The 1,786-nt window shown below is 70.6% G+C and carries 1 protein-coding gene; it reads right to left on the bottom strand.

Annotated elements, in window-relative coordinates; all coding sequences use genetic code 11:
* Positions 1–207: 207 nt before the first annotated feature.
* On the bottom strand, positions 208–1,786 hold a 1,579-nt coding region (locus tag A6302_RS20150), incomplete at its 5' end, for an ABC transporter permease (protein ID WP_069308503.1).

Raw genomic sequence — 1,786 nt, 5'->3', positions numbered from 1 at the left:
CCTCCGGATCGAAGGCATAGAGCGCGCGGATCTCCGGTTCGCGCGCCGCGACGTGGCGCGCGATCTCGTCGAAACAGTCGAGCGGGCTCAGCCTGCGCGCGGCAAAGGCGCGGCCGAGCTCGGCGGCGGTCATCTCGATCGGCGAGGTCATCGGCGGTGATCCGGGGCGGTGGTCCGGCGGCGGGAACGACGTGGGCCGAGCCTACATCATTTCGCCGAAAGCGCGACCGCGGGCTGCATCCGCGAGGCCTTGCGGGCGGGCAGGAAGCCGAAGACGAGGCCGGTGAACAGCGCCGAGCCGAAGGCGAGCACCACCGGCGTGAGGGTGAAGCGGGCGGTGATGCCGAACAGACCGGCCAGGTTGCCGAGCGCCACCCCGAGGGCAAGGCCGATCGCGCCGCCGATCAGCGACACGACCAGCGCCTCGACGATGAACTGCAGCAGCAGATCGCCGCTGCTGGCCCCCGTCGCCATCCGCACCCCGATCTCGCGGGTGCGTTCCGTGACGTTGACGAGCATGATGTTCATGACCCCGATGCCGCCGACCAGCAGCGAGATCGCGGCAATCGCGCCGAGCAGCAGGGTCAGAATCTCGGCGGTCTCGGAGATGGTGTCGAGCACCGACGACATGTTGGTGATCATCACGTCGTTGCGCCGGTGCCGTTCGGTCAGGAGTGCTTCGACCGCCACCTGCGTCGCGTCGATCACCGCGGTGTCTTCCACGAGGACCGAGATCGCCCGGACATAATCCTCGCCGAACAGGCGCAGGTTCGCGGTCGGCAGCGGCACCAGCACCACGTCGTCCTGGTCGCGCCCGCCCCCGGTCGCGCCCTTGGTCTCCATCACCCCGATCACCTGGAAGGGAATGCGGTCGATCAGGAGATGGCGGCCGACCGGATCGTCGCCGTCCGGAAACAGGGTCTTCGCCACGGTCCGGCCGAGCACCGCGACCGGCGCATAGTCGGCCTCGTCCGCGGCGGTGATGAAGGCGCCGCGTTCGACGTCCCAGGTTTTCGCCAGCGTGAAGTCGGCGGTGGTGCCCGTCACCGTCGTCTGGGTGTCGATGCTGCCGGCGACCACCGTCAGCGAGCTGGAATTCTCCGGCACCGAGGCGGCGATGTTCGGCAGGTCGAGGATCGCCCGCGCATCGTCGGCCGTCAGGCTGGCGTTGACCGTCGTGCCGCTGCGCAGGTTGGTGAGGCTCGGCCGCACCAGCAGCAGGTTGGAGCCCATCGAGCTGATCCGCGCCAGCACCTGTTCCTGGGTTCCCGCCCCGATCGACAGCATGGCCACCACCGATCCGACGCCGATGGCGATGCCGAGCAGGGTGAGCAGGGTGCGGAACAGGTTGGCGCGCAGGGAGCGCAGGGCGGTGACGACGGTCTGGCCGACATTGGGCAGCAGCCGTCCGCCGCGGCGTTCGGAAAGCGCCCCGGCGAGCGTGGCCGGGGCGGCGACGGCCGGCCGCTTGCGGGTGTCGGCGACGATCCGCCCGTCACGGATCTCGATCACCCGGTCGGCCTCCTCGGCCACCTCGCGGGCGTGGGTGATGACGATGATCGTGTGGCCGTTGCGGTTCATCCCGCGCAGCAGCGCCATCACCTCCTCGCCGCTGCGGCTGTCGAGCGCGCCGGTCGGCTCGTCGGCCAGCACCACCTTGCCGCCGTTCATCAGCGCCCTTGCGATCGACACCCGCTGCTGCTGGCCGCCGGACAGCTGGCCCGGGCGGTGGTCGGTACGGTCGGCCAGGCCGAGGGTGGCGAGCAGGCGCTCGGCCCGGGCATGG

The organism is Methylobrevis pamukkalensis, assembly GCF_001720135.1.
Classification (GTDB): Bacteria; Pseudomonadota; Alphaproteobacteria; order Rhizobiales; family Pleomorphomonadaceae; genus Methylobrevis; species Methylobrevis pamukkalensis.
Note: the sequence above shows the minus strand (reverse complement) of the source record. Positions and strands in the feature narration are given on the sequence as shown.